Annotated in this window: 12 protein-coding genes, 3 tRNA genes and 1 pseudogene; 8 read left to right on the top strand and 8 right to left on the bottom strand. The window is 70.5% G+C overall.

What is annotated here, in order from left to right:
* From G3I19_RS14650 to G3I19_RS14630, 5 genes and pseudogenes are all read left to right on the top strand, one after another.
* A pseudogene (locus tag G3I19_RS14650) lies at nucleotides 1-237 on the top strand (DNA polymerase III subunit gamma and tau); the annotation flags it as partial.
* 208 nt (nucleotides 238-445) lie between these two features.
* Entirely contained in the window at nucleotides 446-1,696 is a 1,251-nt protein-coding gene (gene purD / locus G3I19_RS14645) for a phosphoribosylamine--glycine ligase (protein ID WP_164264007.1), read from the top strand.
* Between the two features lie 203 nt (nucleotides 1,697-1,899).
* Nucleotides 1,900-3,624 (top strand): hypothetical protein, encoded by a 1,725-nt coding sequence (locus tag G3I19_RS14640; RefSeq protein ID WP_343235105.1) that lies wholly within the window; start codon nucleotides 1,900-1,902, stop codon nucleotides 3,622-3,624.
* Nucleotides 3,625-4,046: 422 nt separating this feature from the next.
* Nucleotides 4,047-5,504: a N,N-dimethylformamidase beta subunit family domain-containing protein gene (locus G3I19_RS14635; RefSeq protein ID WP_164264005.1), complete on the top strand. Its 1,458-nt coding sequence runs from the start codon at nucleotides 4,047-4,049 to the stop codon at nucleotides 5,502-5,504.
* A 135-nt stretch (nucleotides 5,505-5,639) separates the two neighbouring features.
* Nucleotides 5,640-6,539, top strand: a complete 900-nt coding sequence (locus G3I19_RS14630; protein ID WP_164264003.1) for a phosphoribosylaminoimidazolesuccinocarboxamide synthase — start codon at nucleotides 5,640-5,642, stop codon at nucleotides 6,537-6,539.
* 100 nt (nucleotides 6,540-6,639) lie between these two features.
* On the opposite strand, the gene G3I19_RS14625 is transcribed toward G3I19_RS14630, so the two are convergent.
* The 8 genes from G3I19_RS14625 to G3I19_RS14590 form a co-directional block, all read right to left on the bottom strand.
* Nucleotides 6,640-6,712, bottom strand: a tRNA-Gly gene (locus G3I19_RS14625).
* A gap of 22 nt (nucleotides 6,713-6,734) precedes the next feature.
* Nucleotides 6,735-7,337, bottom strand: coding sequence for a response regulator transcription factor (locus G3I19_RS14620; RefSeq protein WP_164264012.1), 603 nt, complete (start codon nucleotides 7,335-7,337; stop codon nucleotides 6,735-6,737).
* Nucleotides 7,338-7,456: 119 nt separating this feature from the next.
* Nucleotides 7,457-8,848: a histidine kinase gene (locus G3I19_RS14615; RefSeq protein WP_164264001.1), complete on the bottom strand. Its 1,392-nt coding sequence runs from the start codon at nucleotides 8,846-8,848 to the stop codon at nucleotides 7,457-7,459.
* 158 nt (nucleotides 8,849-9,006) lie between these two features.
* Nucleotides 9,007-9,750 carry an ABC transporter permease gene (locus G3I19_RS14610; RefSeq protein ID WP_239074344.1) on the bottom strand — a complete coding sequence of 248 codons (744 nt, stop codon included), beginning with the start codon at nucleotides 9,748-9,750 and terminating at the stop codon, nucleotides 9,007-9,009.
* Nucleotides 9,751-9,953: 203 nt separating this feature from the next.
* Nucleotides 9,954-10,862 carry an ABC transporter ATP-binding protein gene (locus G3I19_RS14605; RefSeq protein WP_164263997.1) on the bottom strand — a complete coding sequence of 303 codons (909 nt, stop codon included), beginning with the start codon at nucleotides 10,860-10,862 and terminating at the stop codon, nucleotides 9,954-9,956.
* A 253-nt stretch (nucleotides 10,863-11,115) separates the two neighbouring features.
* Nucleotides 11,116-11,188: transfer RNA gene (locus G3I19_RS14600), tRNA-Gly, on the bottom strand.
* Between the two features lie 86 nt (nucleotides 11,189-11,274).
* Nucleotides 11,275-11,346 (bottom strand) — tRNA-Gly (locus G3I19_RS14595).
* Nucleotides 11,347-11,593: 247 nt separating this feature from the next.
* Nucleotides 11,594-11,911 carry an Lsr2 family protein gene (locus G3I19_RS14590; protein ID WP_164263995.1) on the bottom strand — a complete coding sequence of 106 codons (318 nt, stop codon included), beginning with the start codon at nucleotides 11,909-11,911 and terminating at the stop codon, nucleotides 11,594-11,596.
* 374 nt (nucleotides 11,912-12,285) lie between these two features.
* Between G3I19_RS14590 and purS the strand changes: the two genes are divergently transcribed.
* The 3 genes from purS to purL are packed head-to-tail and all read left to right on the top strand — an operon-like array spanning nucleotide 12,286 to nucleotide 15,493.
* The gene (gene purS, locus G3I19_RS14585; protein ID WP_164263993.1) at nucleotides 12,286-12,537 is read left to right on the top strand and encodes a phosphoribosylformylglycinamidine synthase subunit PurS; all 252 of its coding nucleotides are present in this window, start codon (nucleotides 12,286-12,288) and stop codon (nucleotides 12,535-12,537) included.
* Nucleotides 12,534-13,214 (top strand): phosphoribosylformylglycinamidine synthase subunit PurQ, encoded by a 681-nt coding sequence (gene purQ, locus G3I19_RS14580; protein WP_164263992.1) that lies wholly within the window; start codon nucleotides 12,534-12,536, stop codon nucleotides 13,212-13,214. Before purS ends, purQ begins: the two co-directional genes overlap by 4 nt.
* Complete coding sequence (purL, locus tag G3I19_RS14575) at nucleotides 13,211-15,493, top strand: phosphoribosylformylglycinamidine synthase subunit PurL (protein WP_164263989.1); 2,283 nt, start codon at nucleotides 13,211-13,213, stop codon at nucleotides 15,491-15,493. Before purQ ends, purL begins: the two co-directional genes overlap by 4 nt.
* Nucleotides 15,494-15,613: the final 120 nt, after the last annotated feature.

Here is a 15,613-nt window from a genome sequence, read left to right as displayed (position 1 = left end):
GCCGCGCCCGGTCCCGTACAGCAGCCACCCGCCCCGGAGCCCTCGCAGCGCCGGCGGCCGCAGGCGTTCCGGGAGCCCGAGCCGCCGCCGGAGCCGGACGGGCCGCCCCCGGTCTCGCTGGAGGACGACACCCCCGAGGACGACGATCCCGACCTGGTCGACTCGGCGCTCTCCGGCCACGACCTGATCGTGCGCGAGCTGGGGGCGACCGTGGTGGAGGAGTACACGAACGAGTAGCCGGCCGACCCGGTGCAGAAGTCCGCCGCGCGAAGTTCCTCCGCGGAGGAGTTCCGTCGCGTGCGGGTTCCGTCGCGTGCGGGTTCCGCTGCGGACGAGTTCCGCCGCGGACGTGGAGGAATCTACGAGCACACCCGGCCGTCCGGTTCGGCGGCCCGCACAAGGCCCGCGCCCGGCCGGGCCAGGTGCGCGGGCTAGGCTTCGCACCGTGAAGGTCCTTGTCATCGGCGGCGGTGCCCGCGAACACGCCCTGTGCCGCTCTCTTTCCCTCGACCCCGAGGTCACCTCTCTCCACTGCGCCCCGGGTAACGCCGGCATCGCGGAAGTGGCCGAGCTGCACGCGGTGGACGCGCTGGACGGCGCGGACGTCGCCCGGCTCGCGGTCCGGCTCGGCGCCGGCCTCGTCGTCGTCGGCCCCGAGGCGCCTCTGGTCGCCGGTGTCGCCGACGCGGTACGGGAGGCGGGCATCCCGTGCTTCGGGCCGAGCCGGGAAGCCGCGCAGCTGGAGGGTTCCAAGGCGTTCGCCAAGGATGTGATGGCGGGGGCGAACGTCCCCACCGCCCGTGCCTACGTCTGCACCACCCCCGCGCAGATCGACGCGGCGCTCGACGCCTTCGGCGCCCCGTACGTGGTGAAGGACGACGGCCTCGCCGCGGGCAAGGGGGTCGTCGTGACGGAGGACGTCGCAGCCGCCCGCGCCCACGCGCTGGCCTGCGGCCGGGTGGTCATCGAGGAGTTCCTGGACGGCCCGGAGGTCTCGCTCTTCGCGATCTCGGACGGGGTGACCGTCCTTCCGCTCCAGCCCGCGCAGGACTTCAAGCGCGCGCTCGACGGCGACGAAGGGCCCAACACCGGCGGCATGGGTGCGTACTCGCCGCTCCCCTGGGCCGACCCCAAGCTGGTCGACGAGGTCATGCAGACGGTGCTCCAGCCGACCGTCGACGAGCTGCGCCGCCGGGGTACGCCCTTCGCTGGACTGCTGTACGCGGGGCTCGCGATCACCTCACGCGGGGTGCGGGTCATCGAGTTCAACGCCCGGTTCGGTGACCCCGAGACCCAGGTCGTGCTGGCCAGGCTGAAGACACCGCTGGCCGGTGTTCTGCTGAACGCGGCCAACGGCACCCTCGACACGGTCCCCCCGCTGAACTGGCGCGACGAGGCCGCGGTCACCGTCGTCATCGCCTCGCACAACTACCCGGACACCCCACGCACCGGTGACCCCATCGGCGGTCTCGACGAGGTGGCCGCCCAGGACGCGCCCCATGCGTATGTGCTGCACGCCGGGACCAGGCAGGCCGGCGACGCGGTGGTGAGCGCGGGCGGCCGGGTCCTCTCCGTGACCGCGACCGGCGCCGATCTGGGAGAGGCCCGTGAGCGGGCGTACACCGCGCTGAGCAGGGTGCGGCTCGACGGGGCACAGCACCGTACGGACATCGCGGCGAAAGCCGCAGCCATCTGACGGCTTTCCGTCAGCACCTTTACCCAAAGCCATTCCATCGAGTGACGACTGCCCCATCCGGATGACGCTTGCCGGGTCCCCAACTAGTCTGCGGCGCAGGCGTTCCGGCACTTGGCCCACCGGCATTGCGATGTCAGTGGCGGGTGCCACAGTGGGGGAGTGAGCAAAGCCGTCGCAAGGGCAGAGGGGGGTGACGTCCAGCCGTGTCCGAGAACCGTACGAACGACGCGCAGGTGAATCCGCGTGCCAAGCGGGGTGCGCAGGGCGCACGCGCTCATGCGCTGGCTGTTCTGGCGGTCCGGGGCAGAGCCCTGGCCGTCGCGCTGCTGCCGGCGGCGGCAGCGGTCGTGCTGCTGGCCGGCGGTGCCATGGGCCGCCTCAGCGGCGGGAGTTGGGACGTCGCGCGGTGGGTGGTGACAGGGTTCGCGCTGGTAGTGCTGGGGACGGCCGCCGTCGTCGGGACCGTGATCGCCAGGGCCGGGCCGGCCGTCAGCCCGACGGTGGCACTGACCGAGAAGTCCGCGCCCGACCTGCACCGGATGGTGCGGGACCTCGCGGACCGGCTCGAAGTGCCTGTGCCGTCGGCGATAGCGCTGACGCCCGACTGCGACAGCTGGCTCGAGGACCGCTCGCACCCCACCGCCCAGTCCATATCCGGGGGACGGCCGGGCGCCGGGCGCGGCCGGTCGATACGGTCCCGCCGGGAGGCGGACGCCCCCGTGCTGGTCATCGGCTCGCCCTTCCTGTGGTGGATGCGGGTGGCCGAGCTGCGGGCCCTCCTCGCTCCCGTCATCGCCGGTACGGGACCCTCCGCGCACCCCGACATCGCGGCCTCGCGCCGGTTCGTACGGGGTCTGGACGCGGCGGTCGCCGTCTCGTCCAGGGCCGGGCTCGGCCCGGTGCGACGAGTGGCGTACGGCTTCATCGGCTGGGTCGCCCGGCTGCTGCTGCGCAGCTGCCGTGGCCATGCGGCCGAGATGGAACGCGGGGTCGCGGCGGCGGCATCGGACCGCGCACAGGCTGTGGATTACGGGCTGCGGATCGTCGCCCAGGAGCAGGTGGGCCTGGCCTACGCGGGCTGGGACCGGCTGCTGACCCGGGTCGCGCTGCCCGCCTGGCGGATGGGCCGCTGGCCCTCCCGGCTCGACGCCGGGGTGGTCTCCGCGCTCACCGAACTGTCGCGCAGGGACCGTCTCGCCGAGGGGTTCACGTCCCGGCTGGGCGAGCGCCCCGCCTGTGACCTGCTGGAGGAGCCGGGCGCGGTCGACGCGGCCACATCCCTCCTCGCGGCCAGGCTCTTCCACGGAGGCCCGGCCGAGACCGGCCCCGACTGGTCCCCGGTGGACTGGCAGCAGTATCCGGAAGAGGTCGTCGACCGTAAATGGCGTACGGAAGCGGCCAGGCTGCACCGCGTCCTCGACCAGCTGGGCGTGCGCCGCACAGCCGGGGCGGGCCCCGATGCGTCCGGCGATGCGGGCGGTCCCGGCGGGCCCGGCGATCCGACGCTGGCCCGGGTCCTGGACCATCTCGCGGCCGACGACACGGAGACGCTGGCGGCCGCCGTCACCGCTGAGGTCGCCCGTGAGGAGGCCGCGGCGCCGCCCCGCATGCCGGGCGGCACCCTGGAGGGCGAGGAGCTCTGGGACACCGGGGCGATCCCGCTCTTCCCGCTCCAGCCGCCCCGTACCGGGCGCGATCTGCTCGCCGACCATGTCACCGCGATGGTCTGCTGCGCGGCGGTGGACACGGCCGGGGCGGCACCCGGCCTCGACTGGCTGGACGGCCCCGCGCTGCTGGTGGGCGGCGAGCGCAGGGCGGACCTGGGCGGGCATGTGATGAGCCTGGTGGAGGACGGCGACGACGGGCCGTTGCGAGGGTGGCTGACGGCGGTGGGCGTACGCGCGGAGAAACCGGTACGGCTGGTGTGACGCCAGTTGGCACCTCATGCGCTGGCAGCTCATGCGTTGACGCCTCATGCGCTGGCACCTCATGGCGGACGGGCCCCATGGCGCGCCCGTTGACGCCTATGACGGACGGCCCCATGGCGCCTCTGGACGCCCGTATCGGGACGCCCCACGGCGCCCGTTGACACCCCACGGCTGACGCCCCATGGCGCCTGTGGACGTCCGGTCATGCGCGGAGCCGGCTCCCGGGATCTGCCCCGGAGCCTCCCTGCGTCTTCCCCGGGCCCTCCCTCGGGCGGCCTGGATCATTCCACGAATTCGGTACTGTCCTCGTCAATTCGCGACGAACAGTGACGGAGTGAGCGCCTTATGTGATGTGCTGGGGCCGGTCGCTGACTGTCGGTGCATCACTGTTGTGCCTGAGTGGCCGAGGGAAGGGGAGCCGCATGGGGGCGGAGCAGATCCGGCGCTGGGAATCGGGGGCCCTCGCGCACGCCGTATCGGATCCGTTCGGGCAGGGTCCGCTGCCCTGGCTCCGCGGGAGCGAGCATTACTTCGACGACACCGGCCATGTCGTCCCCTGGTACGCCCCGGACGCCCCGCACCACCGCTCCGGCGGCCCGCGCACCGCCGACGACGTGAAGAAGCAGATCAAGGGCTTCGCGTCCAACGGGGCGGCCGCCCCGGGCGAGGCCATCGACTTCCATGTCACGGTCGACCCGCCCCAGCAGTTCTCCGTCGACATCTACCGGATCGGTCACTACGGCGGCGACGGCGCGGCGAAGATCACCACAAGCCCGCGGATCTCCGGGATCGTCCAGCCGCCCCCGCTCACCGCCGACCGCACGGTCTCCTGCCACCACTGGTGGCTGTCCTGGCGGCTGCAGATCCCTTCGTACTGGTCGATCGGGGCCTATGTCGCGGTGCTGACCACCGTCGACGGCTACCGCTCCCACATCCCCTTCACCGTCCGGGACAGCCATCCGGCGGATCTGCTCCTCCTGCTGCCCGACGTGACCTGGCAGGCGTACAACCTCTACCCGGAGGACGGGCACACCGGCGCCAGCCTCTACCACGCCTGGGACGGCGTGGGCCGGCTCCTCGGCGAGGAGGACGCGGCCACCACGGTCTCCTTCGACCGGCCGTACGCGGGCGCCGGGCTGCCCCTGCACGTCGGGCACGCCTACGACTTCATCCGCTGGGCCGAGCGGTACGGATACGACCTCGCCTATGCCGACGCCCGCGATCTGCACGCCGGCCGCATCGACCCCACCCGCTACCGCGGCCTGGTCTTCCCCGGCCACGACGAGTACTGGTCGGTGCCCATGCGGCGTACGACGGAGGCCGCCCGCGAACACGGCACCTCCCTCGTCTTCCTCTCGGCCAACACCATGTACTGGCAGGTCGACCTCGCCCCGTCCCCGTCCGGCGTCCCGGACCGGCTCCTCACCTGCCGCAAACGCCGCGGCCCGGGGAAGCCCACGCTGTGGCGCGAGATCGACCGGCCGGAACAGCAGCTGCTCGGCATCCAGTACGCCGGCCGGGTCCCCGACCCGAGCCCGCTGGTCGTACGGAACGCCGAGCACTGGCTCTGGGACGCGACCGGCGCGGGCGAGGGCGACGAACTCGCCGGTCTGGTCGCGGGCGAGGCCGACCGCTACTTCCCACGCACGTCGCTCCCGGAGCACGAGAGCCGGATCCTGCTCGCCCACTCGCCGTACGAGGACAGCGAGGGTGTCGTGCGGCACCAGGAGACCTCGCTGTACCGGGCCCCGTCCGGCTCGCTGGTCTTCGCCTCGGGCACCTTCGCCTGGTCACCCGCGCTGGACCGGCCCGGCCATGTCGATTCCCGTATCCAGCGCGCGACAGCCAACCTCCTCGACCGCATCTGCAAGCGCGACTGACGGGGCGAGCGGCCCGCCGCCGGACTCCGCAGGACGCCGCCGTGCCGTGGGCCGACCCTGGAGGGGCCTGCACACAGCGCATACGGGAGAATCGACTCCGACCCCACCGCTTGGACAGAACCACGGGGAGGAACCGTGTCCGGATTCGTAGAAAAGCCCGAGCCGCTTCAGGTGCCGGGCCTGGTACACCTGCACACCGGCAAGGTGCGCGATCTGTACCAGAACGAGGCGGGCGACCTCGTGATGGTCGCCAGCGACCGCCTGTCCGCGTACGACTGGGTGCTGCCCACCGAGATCCCCGACAAGGGCCGGGTGCTCACCCAGCTGTCGCTCTGGTGGTTCGACAAGCTCGCCGATCTTGTGCCGCACCACGTCATCTCCACCGACCTGCCCGCCGGGGCCCCCGCCGACTGGGCGGGCCGCACCCTGGTCTGCAAGTCGCTGCGGATGGTCCCGGTGGAGTGCGTGGCCCGTGGCTACCTCACCGGGTCGGGCCTGCTGGAGTACGAGGCACACCGCACGGTCTGCGGTCTCGCGCTGCCGGATGGGCTGACCGACGGCTCCGAACTCCCCGCACCGATCTTCACGCCGGCCACCAAGGCGGCCGTCGGGGACCACGACGAGAACGTGAGTTACGAGGAGGTCGCCCGCCAGACAGGCGCGGAGACCGCCTTCGATCTGCGGCGCACGACCCTCGACGTGTACGAACGGGCCCAGGGCATCGCGCGGGAGCGGGGCATCATCCTCGCCGACACGAAGTTCGAGTTCGGTTATGACGGCGACCAACTCGTCATCGCCGACGAGGTCCTGACCCCCGACTCGTCCCGCTTCTGGCCCGTGGCCGACTGGGAGCCGGGCCACCCCCAGCCGTCGTACGACAAGCAGTACGTGCGCGACTGGCTGACCTCGGAGGCGTCCGGCTGGGACCGCAAGGGCGAACTGCCGCCGCCCGCACTCCCGCAGGAGATCGTGGACGCGACCCGGGCGAAGTATGTGGAGGCGTACGAGCTGCTGACCGGGACCCCCTGGTCATAGCCGTGCCGGTGCGAAGGGCCCGCTTCCGGCACATTCCCGGGGGCCCTCGGGCCCTTCGTCGCCGCGGCTCTGCTTCTCCGCTTCTCCGTTCCTGCTGCTGAGCGGACGACCAGGTTCGAACTGGCGACCTCAACCTTGGCAAGGTTGCGCTCTACCAACTGAGCTACGTCCGCATGCGCCGTGGCGCGGGCACCACTATACCCAACCTCGCTCGCGCGCGAGACGCACCGCCGTATGCCGGTTCTCCGCCCCCAGCTTCGACGCGGCCGACGACAGATAGTTGCGCACCGTGCCCTGCGACAGCGAGGCCCGCTCGGCGATCTCCGCGATCGGTGCGCCGTCCGCCGCCAGCTCCAGCACTTCCACTTCCCGGGTGGTGAGGGGCGAGTCCCCGGCGGAGATCGCGTCGGCGGCCAACTCCGGGTCCACATAACGCCCTCCGGCCCGCACCGTCCGGATGATCTCCGCCAGCCGCTGCGCGGAAACGGTCTTCGGAACGAACCCCTTCACCCCGGCCGACAGCGCCCGTTTGAGGTGGCCGGGCCGCCCATGACTGGTCACGATCATGCAGCGGCACTCGGGGAGCGCGGTCCGCAGGGATGTGGCCACGCTCACACCGTCGGCCCCCGGCATCTGGAGATCGAGCACCGCCACATCGGGCCGGTGCGCCCGCGCCATGGCGAGCGCTTCGGGACCGGACGCGGCTTCGGCCACGACCACCAGATCGTCCTCAAGCCCGAGCAACGCGGCGAGCGCTCCCCGGATGAGGTGCTCGTCATCCGCGAGCAGCACACGTATGGGTACCGAGGCGGCGGGTGTGGCGGGTGCGGCTCCGTCTGCCGGTGAGGGCGAGGGTGCGGCTCCGTTTGCCGGTGCCGGTGCCGGTGCCGGTGCCGGTGCCGAGCGTGACGGGTCGGTCATGCGCTTGCCCCTTCGGCGGGAGCGGGAGAGGAGGAAGGAGCGGGAGCAGAGGGGGCTGGTGCGGGGGTGGCGAGGGTCGTTGCGGAGGTGGGGGTCGGGGTGGGCAGGTGGGCGGTGGTGTGGGCATCGGCAAGGCGGGGGCCCGTGTCCGGGGCGGCCGGCCTGCCGGTCAGCGGTACCTCCGCGGTCAGCCGGAACCTCCCGCCGGGCGCCGGGCCGGCCGTCAGCGTCCCGTCCACGGCGGTCAGCCGTTCCCGCAGCCCAGCCAGTCCGGTGCCCGGAGCGGAGCCGCTACCGCTGCCGTTTCCACTGCCGCCGGCGGCTCCGTCGTTCTCGACGGTCAAGGTCGCATCCGATGCCGAACTCGCCACCGCGACGGTGCAGCGCCGGGCATCCCCGTGACGCAGCACATTGGTGGCCGCTTCCCGGACGACCCAGCCGAGCGCCGACTGCACATCCGCCGGGAGTCCGTCCGGCGGTCCGTTGACGGTGCACTCGATACCGGCTGCTTCCAACACGCCCTGGGCCCCGGCCAGTTCCGTGGCGAGGTCCGCTCCTCGGTATCCCCGTACCACTTCACGTACCTCTCGCTGTGCGTCATGGGCCATGCGCTGCACCTCGGTCATCTGGTTCACGGACTCCGGCCGCCCCCGCCGGGCCAGCTGCACCGCCAGCTCGCTCTTCAGCGCGATCACTGCGAGATTGCGCCCCATCACATCGTGCAGATCCCGGCCGAACCGCAGGCGCTCCTCCGCGACCGCCAGCCGGGCTTCCATGTCCTTGGCCTGGTGCAGTTTCCACATCACGCCCAGATGCCAGGCCGAGCAACGGGTCGTGACGGCGTACCACATGGGCCCGGCCACCATGCCGGCCATGCAGGCAGCGATGAGCTGCCGGTTGCCGCCGAGCAGGAGGACCGCCCCGCACACTGCGGCCAGGCCGGCCAACTGCACCAGTGCCGACACCCGCTTCCGGACGATCAGGCTGTGCGCCATCGTGAACGGCATCAGAGCGGCGCACGGCAGGACCGCCGCTATCGCGAAGTCCCGCGGCCCCACCTCCGAGGTGAGCACCAGAGCAGCCACCAGATTCGTCGCCATCAGACCGGCGCCGAAGGCGACCGGCCGCCGGGAGAGCCTGGCCTGGCCCAGATAGTCGGCCAGGCCACCGGAGGCCAGTGAGGTGCAGTACACGCCCTGCGCGACCGTGAGCAGACAGGATGCGGCGATCATCGCGGCGGGCGCACCGGAGTGACGGACCGGGCGCGTCACGCTGAACAGCACTTGCACAACGACGGCCACCCAGAGCAGGGCGTAGATCGTCGCTCGCGCGTAGAGGTCGGCCTGCGCGAAGCCACCTTGCTTCCGCCACCCCCGTAGCCACTGCATCGCGTGTCCCCCTTGTCGCCCGCGGCCTTGTCTCCGGCTCCCGGCCGCAGCAAGTCAGCCTCTGTCCCGGCCTCTACCTGCGCCAACCTCCACCTGCACCCAACCTCTACCCGCGCCCAACCTCCCGTTCCCGCCCCCTACGGGCTCTCCGGTCATGGTCAGCGCCGTGGCTCCCAGCGGAACCACCGGCGTACAGCAAACACCGAGAGGACCGTCCAGGCCACCGCCGTCAGAACGTGCCCCAGGGCGTCGTACGCGGACAACGACCCGGTCCAGGCGCCCCGTACCAGCTCCACCACCGGAGTCAGTGGCAGCAGTTCGCACACCGACGCCAGCCGGTCGGGGAATATCTCCAGCGGGACGAGCACGCCGGATCCTGCCATCGACACCAGCATCAGCGGGATGACCGTCAGCTGGGCGGCCTCGGCGGACTTGGTGATCCCGGCTGTCGCCGCTCCCAGCGCGGTCAGCATCACGACCCCGAGGGCGACGCCCACGACCATCAGCTGTGGCGCGGGCGGCAGGCCCATGTCGAAGACCACCGCACAGCCTGCTGACAGGACCGCGCACTGCACCAGCGCGATGACCACCGAGGGCAGCGCGGCCCCGGCCAGTATTTCCGTGTCCCGCGCCTCGCCCGTACGCAGCCGCTTGAGCACCAGTTGCTCGCGGCGGACCACCAGGACGCCCACCACGCCGTTGTACAGGGCGAAGAGCAGGCCGAACGCGATTCCCCCTGGCAGCAGCACCGCACCGGCTGTCAGCCCGGCCTTGTCGAGGGTGTCCTGGTCGGTCGCTGAAGAGATCACGAAAGTCATCGTGATGGGCAGCACCAGCATGGTGAACAGCGAAGCCTTGCTGCGGCCGAGCAGCGTCAGCTCCGCGCGGGCCAGGGCGAGCATCCGGCCCGTGTTGAGCACCCGCACCCGCGGCCCGCCCCCGCCCCCGCCTCCGGAACCTGGGCCGGCCCCTGCGCCCACCGCCCGTCCCCCTGCGCCCGCCATCCGCCCTCCTGCGGTCCGGTCCTCCGCCGCGCGGCCCTTCGCACGGCCGCCCGCCGCACGGCCGCCCCTCGTGCGGTCCTCCGTGCTTTCCCCCGTCGTGCTCATCGTGTGGCCCCCTGTTTCTGTGCGATACCGAGAAATGCCTCTTCCAGTGAGGCCGACCGGATATCGAGCCCCCGCAGCTCGATGTCCTGGTCCCTGGCCCACAGCAGGAGTTCGGTGGCGGACCGCTGAAGCTCATCGGTCCGCAGCTGGATGTCCCCGCCCGTGCGGACGTACGTCCCCAGCCGCGGCAGATCGCCGACCGCTGTCCCCTCGGGCAGTGAGAAGGAGATCTGCGAGGGCTGTGCGGCCACCACCTCGTCCACCCGGCCCTCGGCCGCTATTCGGCCCTCGTGCAGGATCGCCAGCCGGTCGGCCAGGACTTCGGCCTCCTCCAGATAATGGGTGGTCAGCAGGACCGTCGTACCGCTGTCGCGCAGCTCGCGCACCAACTCCCAGGTCTCCCTGCGTCCTTCGGCGTCCAGCCCGGTCGTCGGCTCGTCGAGGAAGAGCACCTCGGGGCGGCCCAGAAGGGCCATCGCCAGATCAAGCCGCCGCTTCTCACCGCCGGACAGCTGCTTCACCCGTATGCCGGACCGCCTGCTGAGCCCCACCATCTCCATGGCCTCACCGACCGGACGTGCCCGGCTCGTGCAGCCGGCCCACATCCGGATCGTCTCGGCCACGGTCAGCTCGGGGGAGAACCCACCCTCCTGGAGCATGGCGCCCGTCCTCGGCCGGACGGCGGCACGCTCGCGGTACGGATCGTGCCCCAGCACGCGCACCTGTCCGCCGCTCGGGGGCGCCAGCCCCTCCAGGAGCTCCACGGTGGAGGTCTTTCCCGCGCCGTTCGTCCCCAGCAGCGCGAAGAGCTCCCCCGCGGCCACCGAGAAGGAGACGCCGGCCACCGCCTCGTACCCACCGGCATAGCTGCGCCGTAGGTCTGCGACCTCAATCACATCTGTCATGCATCCAGGCTGCCCCCGGCCTGTCCCCCCGCCCGATGACATATGTCATCAGACGCCGTGACATGAGGAGCGCCACGAGCCGAATCCCCCGAGGCTGCGCCCGCCGAGGCTGCGGCCCCGGGGAGGCCCCCCCGGGGAGGCCGCGCTCGCCGAGGCCGCGAATCCCAGGAGCCAGGAGGCGGGAACCCCAGGCCGTCATCGCAGAGAAGCCCCGGTCGGAATCCGACCGGGGCTTCTCTGTTTCCTGCTGCTGAGCGGACGACCAGGTTCGAACTGGCGACCTCAACCTTGGCAAGGTTGCGCTCTACCAACTGAGCTACGTCCGCAGATTGCAGCCGACCGGCTTTCACCGGGCGGTGCGAGCACCATCCTACCCGACGGTCCGAGTGGACCGGTACGGAGAGCGATGCAGAGCGGGTGACAGGAATTGCACACTGCGCCTTCCCCCTGGAAGGGGGATGTTCTACTACTGAACTACACCCGCACGCTGCTTCGAACGGGGCCTTTCGGCCTCGCCCTTCGGCGTGCTCCAGACTCTAGCTGACCAGCAGGGGTGGAATGCAAGTCGGGCACACCGAGGGGGAGTCGGCCACCCCTGCCGACCGGCCGTGAGCCGACCGCGAGCTGAACGCAGGCCGACAGTGAGGCGCCGACAGCGAGGTGGCAGTGAGGCGAAAGCGAGCCGGCCGAGAGTCGACCGGGAGCCGGGCGCACTCCCCCGGCGCCTCCGCTCAGCCCGCCGCGTTGAACGCCTCGTAGACCTTCTTCGGGATGCGCCCCCTGGCCGGTACTTCCATCTTGTTCGACCTGGCCCAGGCGCGGACGGCGGCCGGGTCCGGGGCCACCGATGTGTGCCGGTAGGTCTTGCCCGACTTCGACTGCTTTCGAGCCGCCTCCAGGAACGGGGCCAGCGACTTGCGCAGTTTCTTTGCATTGGCGGTATTGAGGTCGATCTCGTACGACTTCCCGTCGAGACCGAAGGTGACCGTTTCCGCCGCTTCTCCGCCGTCGATGTCGTCGGAGAGCGTGACCACTACTCGCTGAGCCACGGACTTCGGTCCTTTCCTTCGACATCATCGCGCCTGCACGGTGTCACGCAGGCGTGTCACTGTGCTGACGTGCTGTGATGTCGGCCTTGCGGCTGATTTTGAGTTACGCCAATTCCTTTGTACAGCGGAAGGCGTCGCATTGTGAAGCCCACCCAATTACATGCGCGTGTCCGAGTGCAATCCGGTAGGCCGATTTTTTCGAGGATTTTCCTCCGCTGTTGTCTGTGTCTTGTCGATGGGTTGTCGGTGCGTTGTCGGTGTCTTGTCGCGGCCGATATCTGAACGTGATCGGCCCCGGTCCATATCTACCCGCGTAGAATCTGTGGGCAGGTAGTGTGATGGGACCGCCTTCGCACCACACACCGGGAGTGCCAGTGGCACGCGTCGTAGTCGACGTCATGCTCAAGCCGGAGATCCTCGACCCGCAGGGACAGGCGGTGCAGCGTGCACTGCCCCGTCTCGGCTTCGATGGAATCGCCGACGTACGTCAGGGAAAGCGTTTCGAGCTGGAGGTCGATGGGCCGGTTGATGACGCCGCCCTCGCCCGTATCAACGAGCTCGCCGAAACGTTCCTCGCCAACACCGTCATCGAGAACTTCACCGTGAAGGTGGAGGAAGAGAAGTGACAGCTCGTATCGGGGTCGTCACTTTTCCGGGCACGCTCGACGACCGGGACGCCCTGCGCGCCGTACGGATCGCGGGCGCCGAACCCGTTTCGCTCTGGCATCGCGACAAGGGCATCCAGCAGGTCGACGCGGTCGTCCTGGCGGGTGGTTTCTCGTACGGCGATTATTTGCGGGCCGGTGCCATCTCGCGCTTCTCGCCGGTGATGGGGACGATCATCGAGCAGGCGAAGGCCGGTCTTCCGGTCCTGGGTATCTGCAACGGTTTCCAGATCCTGACCGAGTCGCATTTGCTGCCGGGCGCGATGCTCCGGAACAACCATCTCCACTTCATCTGCCGCGATCAGAAGCTGCGCGTGGAGAACGCGGAGACCGCCTGGACCGCCGACTACACCGCCGGCCAGGAGATCTCCGTACCCCTCAAGAACATCGACGGCCGTTACGTGGCCGACGAGCGGGTGCTCGATGAGCTGGAGGCCGAGGGGCGGGTCGCTTTCCGTTATCTCGACGGCAACCCGAACGGTTCGCTCCGCGACATCGCCGGTGTCACCAACGCCGCGGGCAATGTCGTCGGCCTGATGCCGCACCCCGAGCACGCCGTGGAGCCGCTGATCGGTACGGGGCGTACCGACGGCATCGGATTCTTCTCCTCGATCCTGAAGAAGCTGGTCAACGCATGACGACTGAACGCAACGAGAGCGCCGCCAAGGGCCGCCTCGACACCGTCAAGCACGCCGCGGCGACCCCCGAAGCCGAGCAGCCCTGGAAGGAGCTCGGCCTCAAGGAGGACGAGTACGCGCGGATCCGCGAGATCCTCGGCCGCCGTCCGACCGGCGCCGAGCTGGCCATGTACTCCGTGATGTGGTCCGAGCACTGCTCCTACAAGAGCAGCAAGGTGCACCTCAAGCAGTTCGGCGAGAAGGTCCCGGTCAACGACGCGATGCTCGTGGGCATCGGGGAGAACGCCGGTGTCGTGGACGTCGGCCAGGGTTACGCGGTCACCTTCAAGGTCGAGTCGCACAACCACCCCTCGTACATCGAGCCCTACCAGGGCGCGGCGACCGGCGTCGGCGGCATCGTCCGCGACATCCTCGCCATGGGGGCCCGTCCCGTCGCCGTCGTCGACCCGCTGCGGTTCGGCGCTGCCGACCACCCCGACACCAGGCGGGTGCTGCCGGGTGTGGTCGCGGGCATCGGCGGCTACGGCAACTGCCTGGGGCTGCCGAACATCGGCGGCGAGGTCGTCTTCGACGCCTGCTACCAGGGCAATCCGCTGGTCAACGCGGGCTGTATCGGTGTGATGAAGCACGAGGACATCCACCTCGCGAAGGCGTCAGGCACCGGCAACAAGGTCATCCTGTACGGCGCCCGTACCGGCGGCGACGGCATCGGCGGCGTCTCGGTCCTGGCGTCCGAGACCTTCGAGTCGACCGGACCCGCCAAGCGCCCCGCAGTCCAGGTCGGCGACCCCTTCCAGGAGAAGCTCCTCATCGAGTGCACCCTGGAGATCTTCCGGGAGAAGCTGGTCGCCGGCATCCAGGACCTCGGCGGCGCCGGGCTCTCCTGTGCCACATCCGAGCTGGCCAGCGCCGGTTCGGGCGGGATGCGCGTCGAGCTGGACACCGTCCCGCTGCGCGACTCCTCGCTCTCGCCCGAGGAGATCCTCATGAGCGAGTCGCAGGAGCGCATGTGCGCGATCGTGGAGCCGCAGTACGTGGAGCGGTTCATGGCGATCTGCGAGAAGTGGGACGTCATCGCCACCGACATCGGTGAGGTGACGGAGGGATCGCAGCTGGAGATCTTCTGGCACGGTGAGCAGATCGTGGATGTGCCGCCGCGTTCGGTCGCGCATGAGGGCCCCACGTACAACCGGCCCTACGCCCGCCCCGACTGGCAGGACGCCCTCCAGGCGGACGACGCCAACAAGCTGCCGCGCCCGGCCACTTCGGGTGAGCTGCGGGAGCAGGTCCTGCGGCTCGTCGCGTCGCCCAACCAGGCGTCGAAGGCGTGGATCACCGACCAGTACGACCGTTTCGTGCAGGGCAACACGGTGCTCGCGATGCCCGAGGACGCGGGCATGGTCCGGATCGACGAGGAGTCGAATCTGGGTGTGACCATGGCGACCGACGGCAACGGGCGGTTCGCGAAGCTCGACCCGTACGCGGGCGCTCAGCTGGCGCTGGCCGAGGCGTACCGCAATGTCGCCACCACCGGTGCGAAGCCGCTCGCCATCTCCGACTGCCTGAACTTCGGTTCGCCCGAGGACCCGGCGGTGATGTGGCAGTTCGCCGAGGCCACCCGTGGTCTCGCGGACGGCTGTCTGGAGCTGGGGACCCCGGTCACCGGCGGCAATGTGTCGCTGTACAACCAGACGGGCGACGCGGCCATCCACCCGACGCCCGTCGTCGCGGTGCTCGGTGTGATCGACGACGTCAACCGCCGTACGCCGATGGCGTTCGCGGAGGAGGGCCAGCTGCTCTACCTCCTCGGGGACACCCGTGAGGAGCTGGGCGGTTCGGCCTGGTCCCAGGTGGTCCACGACCACCTCGGCGGGGTGCCGCCCAGGGTGGACCTGGGGCGCGAGAAGCTGCTCGCGGAGATCCTCATCTCGGCGTCGCGCGACGGCATGATCGACGCCGCGCACGATCTGTCCGACGGCGGTCTGATCCAGGCGGTCACCGAGTCCTGCCTGCGCGGCGGGAAGGGCGCGCGGCTGATCGTGCCCGACGGTCTCTCCGCGTTCACCTTCCTGTTCTCGGAGTCGGCGGGGCGCGCGGTCGTCTCGATCCCGCGCAGCGAGGAGCTCCGCTTCAACGACATGTGCGGGGCGCGGGGGCTGCCGGTCACCCGTATCGGTGTGGTGGACGGCGACGAGATCGAGGTCCAGGGCGAGTTCAGTATCGCGCTGAGCGAGCTGAAGAGCGCTCACGAGGCCACGGTCCCGGGGCTGTTCGCCTGAGCCGGGCGAGGTGATCCCGGGCTTGTGCGACGGGTCGGCCCCCAGGACCGGTTGGTCCTGGGGGCCGGTGTCGTTCGGTCCGGTGCTGTTTCCGTCCGGTGTCGTTCGGTCCGGTGCTGT

The sequence above is a fragment of the Streptomyces sp. SID10853 genome (assembly GCF_010548145.1).
Taxonomy (GTDB): domain Bacteria; phylum Actinomycetota; class Actinomycetes; order Streptomycetales; family Streptomycetaceae; genus Streptomyces.
Note: the sequence above shows the minus strand (reverse complement) of the source record. Positions and strands in the feature narration are given on the sequence as shown.